Origin of the sequence: Actinotalea ferrariae CF5-4 (genome assembly GCF_000603945.1) — a bacterium.
Lineage (GTDB): Bacteria > Actinomycetota > Actinomycetes > Actinomycetales > Cellulomonadaceae > Actinotalea > Actinotalea ferrariae.
Map to the genome: position 1 here is coordinate 36,774 of NZ_AXCW01000014.1, position 6,782 is coordinate 43,555.

At 76.4% G+C, this 6,782-nt stretch carries 7 protein-coding genes; all 7 read right to left on the reverse strand.

What is annotated here, in order from left to right:
- Window positions 1-20: 20 nt before the first annotated feature.
- On the reverse strand, window positions 21-1,151 hold the full coding sequence (locus N866_RS02615; RefSeq protein ID WP_081802257.1) for a hypothetical protein: 1,131 nt from the start codon (window positions 1,149-1,151) through the stop codon (window positions 21-23).
- Entirely contained in the window at window positions 1,148-2,833 is a 1,686-nt protein-coding gene (gene der / locus N866_RS02620; protein WP_081802258.1) for a ribosome biogenesis GTPase Der, read from the reverse strand. The genes N866_RS02615 and der overlap by 4 nt, the downstream gene beginning before the upstream one ends.
- Window positions 2,834-2,894: 61 nt before the next feature.
- Window positions 2,895-3,587 (reverse strand): lysophospholipid acyltransferase family protein, encoded by a 693-nt coding sequence (locus tag N866_RS02625; protein ID WP_034222187.1) that lies wholly within the window; start codon window positions 3,585-3,587, stop codon window positions 2,895-2,897.
- Entirely contained in the window at window positions 3,584-4,315 is a 732-nt protein-coding gene (cmk, locus tag N866_RS02630; protein WP_052022288.1) for a (d)CMP kinase, read from the reverse strand. Before cmk ends, N866_RS02625 begins: the two co-directional genes overlap by 4 nt.
- Before the next feature lie 32 nt (window positions 4,316-4,347).
- The gene (locus tag N866_RS02635) at window positions 4,348-5,514 is read right to left on the reverse strand and encodes a prephenate dehydrogenase (protein ID WP_052022289.1); all 1,167 of its coding nucleotides are present in this window, start codon (window positions 5,512-5,514) and stop codon (window positions 4,348-4,350) included.
- A complete protein-coding gene (aroH, locus tag N866_RS02640; RefSeq protein ID WP_034222190.1) occupies window positions 5,511-5,873 on the reverse strand; it encodes a chorismate mutase in 363 nt (120 codons plus the stop codon). Before aroH ends, N866_RS02635 begins: the two co-directional genes overlap by 4 nt.
- A 97-nt stretch (window positions 5,874-5,970) precedes the next feature.
- A partial coding sequence (locus N866_RS02645) for a pseudouridine synthase (protein WP_052022294.1) occupies window positions 5,971-6,782 on the reverse strand: 812 nt, incomplete at its 5' end.

The window sequence follows — 6,782 nt, forward strand, 5'->3', positions numbered from 1 at the left end:
CTCTTCGAGCCGCCGATACTCTACCGCACCTGCGGCCCGCCGTCGGACGCGGCACCTGCCGGGCGGTCGGACTCTCCTCGCGCCTCGGCCTCCTTCACCGCCGCCTCGCGGCGCGCCGCGGCCGCCTCGATCTGGCTCAGCTCCGCCACGACCAGCCCGAGGACCACGAGATCCACAAGCAGGCCGGCCGTGGCCGCCCACTCCTGGAGGCGGAACACGAAGACCTGGGTGACGAGCAGGCTCACGAGCACCGCGCGCCGGAACAGCCGGTAGGCGCGGGCCCGGTCCCGGCGGACCACCGCGAGGCCGAGCAGGGCGATCGCCGTGGAGACGCCCGCGCTCCCCGCGAGCGCGAGCAGCATCCACGCCGGCACGTCCGTGCCACCGAACCAGGCGAGCAGCCCCTGGAGCACCGCACCACCGGTCGCCAGGAGCAGGGCCCCGACGGTGACCCACGGCACCCACCGCGCCGTCACCAGGCGCCGGAACCCGCGGACCACCAGCCCCGCCCCGCGGTCGACGACGTTCGGCAGCTCGGCGTGGTCCTCCTCGATCTCGTCCAGCAGCCGCCGCACCTGCGCGGCGCCCCGCACGTCCCCCGCCCGCTCGAGCAGGCCGTGCGCCTCCTCCCGGGCCCGCGGGGTGAAGCCGCCGGTCAGGCCGGACACGGCGTGGTCCGCCGCGCCGGCGAGGTACTCCTCGGGCCGGTGCGGGCGCCGCCCGTGCAGCGCCTCCGCCAGGATCACGAGGGCGACGACGGTGACGTAGATGAGCGCCGCCGTCGGCTCGTAGAAGTAGTCGTTGTCCGACGTGACGAACTTGCCGATCTCGTCGATGAACAGCCCGAACCCGATCCCGCCCACCAGGGCGCCCAGCGGACGGACCACCGGTCCGGCGAAGGAGAGCAGCAGCACGAAGGCCAGCGCCATGAGCAGGCCGCCCCACAGCACGTGCGCGACGTGCAGCCCGCCCCCGCCGATCTGCGGGTAGCCCGCCGCCGCGAGGAACGCCCGCGTCAGCAGCACCGTCGCGACGGTCGCGACGAGGAACGCCGCGACGTGGCGGGACGCCGCGGGGTCGCGGGGCATCCCCCACCGCAGCAGCGCCGACCGTCCCGCGACGGCCGACGACGGCGCCGCTCCCCCGCTCACCGCTTGCGCTTCTCCCGTACCCGCACGGAGATCGAGATCGGGGTGCCCTCGAACCCGAACGCCTCCCGCAGCCGGCGCTCGATGAACCGGCGGTACCCGGCCTCCAGGAACCCGGTCGCGAAGACGACGAACCGCGGCGGGCGCGTGTCCGCCTGCGTGGCGAAGAGGATCCGCGGCTGCTTGCCGCCCCGCAGCGGGTGCGGGTGGGCCGCGACGAGCTCACCCAGGAACGCGTTGAGCCGCCCGGTCGGGATGCGGGTGTCCCACGAGTCGAGCGCGCGCTCGATCGCGGGCACGAGCCGGTTGCTGTGCCAGCCGGTCTGCGCGGAGAGGTTCACGCGCGGCGCCCACTGGATCTGGACGAGGTCCTGCTCGATCTCCCGCTCGAGGAACGGGCGGCGGTCCTCGTCCATGAGGTCCCACTTGTTGTACGCGATGACCAGCGCGCGTCCCGCGTCGATGACCTGCTGGATCACCCGGGTGTCCTGCTCGGTCATCGGCACGCTCGCGTCCACGAGCACGACGGCGACCTCGGCCTTCTCGATCGCGGCCTGCGTGCGCAGCGAGGCGTAGAAGTCCGCCCCCTTGGTCTGGTGCACGCGCCGCCGGATGCCCGCCGTGTCGACGAACACCCACGGCTTGCCGCCGAGCGCGATGAGCTCGTCGACCGGGTCCCGGGTGGTCCCGGCCGTCGCGTCGACGACGACGCGCTCGGAGCCCGCGAGCTTGTTGAGCAGGCTCGACTTGCCGACGTTGGGCCGGCCGACGAGCGCCACGCGGCGCGGGCCCTCCGGCCGCAGCACGCCGCCGAACTGCGCGGTCTCGGGCAGCTTCTCGACCGCGGCGTCGAGCAGGTCGCCCGTACCGCGGCCGTGCAGCGCGGAGATCGGGTGCGGCTCGCCCAGCCCGAGGCTCCACAGCGCGGCGGCGTCGGACTCCTGCTTGGGTCCGTCGACCTTGTTGGCCGCGAGCACGACGGGCTTCTTCGCCTTGCGCAGCAGCCGGACGACCTTCTCGTCCGTCGCCGTCGGGCCGACCGTGGCGTCGACCACGAACAGCACGACGTCGGCGAGCTCGATCGCCACCTCGGCCTGCTCGGCGACGCGCGCCTCCATGCCCGCGACGTCGACCTCCCAGCCGCCGGTGTCCACGAGCGTGAAGTCGACCCCGGCCCACTCCGCCGGGTAGCTGACCCGGTCGCGCGTGACGCCGGGCGTGTCCTCGACGACCGCCTCGCGGCGCCCGAGGATCCGGTTGACCAGCGTCGACTTGCCCACGTTCGGCCGGCCGACCACGGCGAGCACGGGCAGCGGTCCGCGGGAGGCCGCCTCCTCACCCTCCTCGCCCTCGTGGTCCAGGAGCGCGAGGTCCTCGCCGGAGAGCTCGTAGTCCTCCAGGCCGACCCGCAGGGACTGGGCGCGGACGACGTCGTCGTCGGTCTCCTCGGCGGCCCGGGCCGACGTCGGGGGTGCGGAGGGTTCCGCCTCGGCGTCGTCCTCCCCGTCCTCGCCGGCGAGACCGGCCGCCTCCCGCGGGTCCGCGGGTGCGCCGGCGAGGCCCGCGGCGTCGGCGAGCTCCTCGGGTGCCGGACGGGCGTCGGCGTGCTGCTCGGGGCGTGCGTCGCCGCCGTGCGGGGCGCGGGACTCGGCGCGGGACTGCTCCGCGCGGGGCTGGTCGGTCATGGGCCTCATCCTCCCCTGCCGAGGCACCTGGCGACGAACCGGGGGCCGGGCCGGTCCGTGCTCAGGCGTCCTGGAAGGGCGCGTCCGCCGGCAGGGGCACGCCGGTCCGCGCGACCGTGGCCCGGACGTGGTCGGCGAGGGCCACGCGCAGCTGCTCATGGGCGTCGGCGACGGCCTGCCGTCCGCTGGACCCCGGGGCACGCGTGAGGTGCACGGGCGCGCCGAAGGCGACCACCAGGCGGTGCCGGGGCCCCGGCAGGTGCCCCACCCCCTGGCCCGTGTGCCGGGTGCCGAGGACGGCGGTCGGGACCACGGGGGCGCCGGAGTTCACGGCGAGCCAGGCCACACCGGCGCGGGCCTGCGACCCGTCGCCGCGGCCGCGCTCGCCCTCGGGGAAGATCCCGACCGCCCCGTCCCGGCGCAGCACGCCGAGCGCGGCGGCCAGGGCGGCCCTCCCGCCGTGGCGGTCGACCGGGATCTGACCCGCGGCCCGCAGGACGACGCCGAGCGGGCCGACGAAGGCCTCCTCCTTGACCAGGATGTGCGTGCCGCGCGGCGCGGCGCCGTGCAGGACCGGCCCGTCCATGACCCCGATGTGGTTCGCGGAGAGGATCACCGGCCCCTCGAGCGGGACGTGCTGCGGGTCGAGCACCGTCGTGTCCCACACCACCCGGGCGAGGAACCGGCCGACGTGGCGGGACCAGCGCGGGCCTCGCTCGGACGGCGCGGGCAGCCCGCCCCGGGCGGCGCTCATCGGCCGGTGACGTCGCGGACGACGGCGAGCACGGCCTCGACCGTCTGCGCGAGGTCCAGGTCGGAGGAGTCGACCGTCACGACGCCGTCGGCCGCCGTGAGGAAGTCCACGACGGTCGAGTCCTGCGCGTCCCGCCGCACCACCTGGTCGCGCGTCGCGGCGAGGCTCGCGCCGTCCGCGCTCCCGTGGACCTCCAGGGCGCGCCGGGCCAGCCGGGCCTGCTCGCTCGCGGTCAGCAGGATCCGCACGTCCGCCGCGGGCGCGATGACGGTCGTGATGTCACGACCCTCGACGACGACGCCGCGGCCGCCGCTCCAGCCGTCGGGGCCCTGCTCCGCGGCGATCACCGCGCGCTGGCGCTCGCCCAGGTCGGCCCGCGCCTCGAGGTTGGTCGCCACCTGGCTCACCACGGAGGAGATCGCCGTCGTGCGGATCGCCGCGGCGACGTCCGTGCCGTCCACCGTGAAGGTCGGAGCCCGCGGGTCGAGGCCGACCTCGAGGGGCATCGCGCGCACGGCCGCGGTGACGGCGTCGCGGTCCGCCAGGTCGACGCCCCGCTCGAGGCACCACCAGGTGGCCGCGCGGTACATCGCCCCGGTGTCGAGGTACGCCAGACCGAGCGCCGCGGCGACGCGGCGGCAGACGCTGGACTTGCCGGAGCCGGACGGCCCGTCGACGGCGACGACGACGGCGCCCGCGGCCGGGCGGGCGGTGCTGGTGTCGTCCACGGTGCCTCCTCGGGGGGACGGGTGGGGCGGGGTCACCCGCCGGAGGATCCTGCCAGGCGCCACCCGCGGTCGGTCAGCTCGCGCTCGAGCGTGTCGCGCAGGCCGCGCAGCACCGACAACGAGGCGAGGCCCACGGGCTGGCTCGGCGCGTGCTCCAGCTGGAGCTCCTCGAGGTTCACCCCGGCGGCGCCGACCTCGGCGAGGAGCCGGGCGAGCTCGCCCGGGCGGTCCGGGACGAGGACGGTGACCACGTCGTAGTCGCGCCGCACGCCCCCGTGCTTGCCGGGGACGCGGCTCACCCCGGCGTTGCCCGCGGCGATCGTCGCCGCGACCGCCCCGAGGGCCCCCGCGACGACGGACTCCGCGTCCCGGGCGACCGCGGCGTGCCGCAGGGCGTCGAGCAGGACGTCGAGGTCGGAGCGCAGCGCCTCCAGGACCGGCACGACGGCGTCCGCGTTGGCCGCGAGGATCGAGGTCCACAGCCCGGGGTCGCTCGCCGCGATCCGGGTCACGTCCCGCAGCCCCTGGCCCGCGAGCCCGAGGGCCGCCGGGTCTGCGTGGGCCAGGCGTGCCGCCACGAGCGACGCGGCGATCTGCGGCACGTGCGAGACGAGCGCGACGGCGTCGTCGTGCGCGCGGGCGTCCAGCATCACGGGCGTGGCTCCGACGTCGGAGGCCAGGTCCCGCACCGCGAGCAGGGCCTGCGGGCCGGACTCCCCGGAGCCGACCACGACCCAGGGGCGACCGGCGAAGAGGTCCGCGCGGGCCGCCGTCGGCCCCGAGCGCTCCGAGCCGGCCATCGGGTGGGAGCCGACGTAGCGGGTCAGGTCGGCGCCGGACCGCTCCAGCTCGGCCAGGACGGCCGTCTTCACGCTGGCGACGTCGGTGACCACGGCGTCGGGGTGCGCCGCGAGCTCGGCCAGCACGACGTCCGGGGTGACGTCGGGCGGGGCCGCGACGACGACGAGCCGCGGCGCGTCGTCGTCGGTGGCCAGGCGGCCGGCGCCGACGTCCCGGGCGAGGACCGCCGTCGTCCGGGACGGGTCGTGCAGGACGACGTCCACCCCGTGCGCCCGCAGCGCCAGCCCGATGCTCGTCCCCAGCAGACCGGTGCCCACGACGCGGACAGGACCGCGCGTGGCCGCCGGCGACGGCTCCGGGACCCGGCCCCCATGCCCCGGGTGCCCCGGGACGCTCACTGCGCGAGGTCCTTGCGCAGCACCGTCGCGCCGTGGAGGTACACGTGCCGCACGTCCGTGCGCGGACGGTCCAGGTTCACGTGCGCCATGAGCCGGACGACGCGCGGCAGCGCCCCCGGGACGTCGATCTCGACCGCGCACATGAGCGGGACGTCGCCCATGCCCATCTCGCGGGCGGCCGCCGCGGGGAAGTCGCTGCTCAGGTCCGGCGTGCAGGTGAACAGGATCGACACCAGGTCGTCCACCGACAGGTCGTTGGCCCGGAGGACCTCGCGGACGAGCTCCGCCGTGCGCTCGAACAGGTGCTCGCGCTCGTCCCGGTCGAGCTGGGTCGCCCCGCGGATCGCTCGGACGGTCACGATGCACCTCCTCCTGCCCCGCCGGCTACGGGACGCCGCGAGACTACCGGCGGCCGCGGGCGCGGACCCGGGCCGACCGGCCCGTGGGCGGACCGGCTCAGAGGCCGACCTCGGTCATGAGCCGGCCCAGCTCGTCGCGGCCCAGCACGCGGGTGCGCCCGGGGCGCAGGTCCCCGAGACGGATGGGCCCGACCTGCGTGCGCAGCAGACGCGTGACGGGGTGCCCGACCTCCTCGAGCATCCGGCGCACCACGCGGTTGCGACCCTCGTGGATGACCACCTCGACGAGCGTGGCCCCGGGTGTGGAGTCCACGACCTTGAAGGAGTCGACGACGACGGGGCCGTCCTCGAGCTCGACGCCCTGACGCAGGCGCGCCCCCACCCCGGGCCGGAGGTTGCCCTCGACCGTCGCGAGATAGGTCTTGGGCACGCCGTGCGTCGGGTGGGCGAGCCGGTTGGCCAGCTCGCCGTCGTTGGTCAGCAGCAGCAGGCCCTCGGTCTCCGCGTCCAGGCGCCCGACGTGGAAGAGGCGCTCGGGCCGGTCGGCCACGAACTGGGCCAGCGACGGCCGGCCCTGGGGGTCGTGCATCGTCGAGACGACCCCGGCCGGCTTGTTCAGCGCGATCGTGACGAGCGACGTGTCGAGCTGCAGCCGCATCCCGTCGACGTGGATCGTCGCCCCGCGCGGGTCGACCCGCACCCCGAGCTCGCGCACGACGACGCCGTCGACCGTCACCCGGCCGTCGGCGATGAGCTCCTCGCACTTGCGTCGCGAACCCAGACCCGCGGTCGCGAGGACCTTCTGCAGCCGCACGCCGTCGGGGTCGTGGACGTCCCGCGGCGGCTCCGCGGGCCGGGTCCGCGGCCGCGCGGGGCTCCCGGACGGCCGCCCGGCGGCGGAGCCACCGG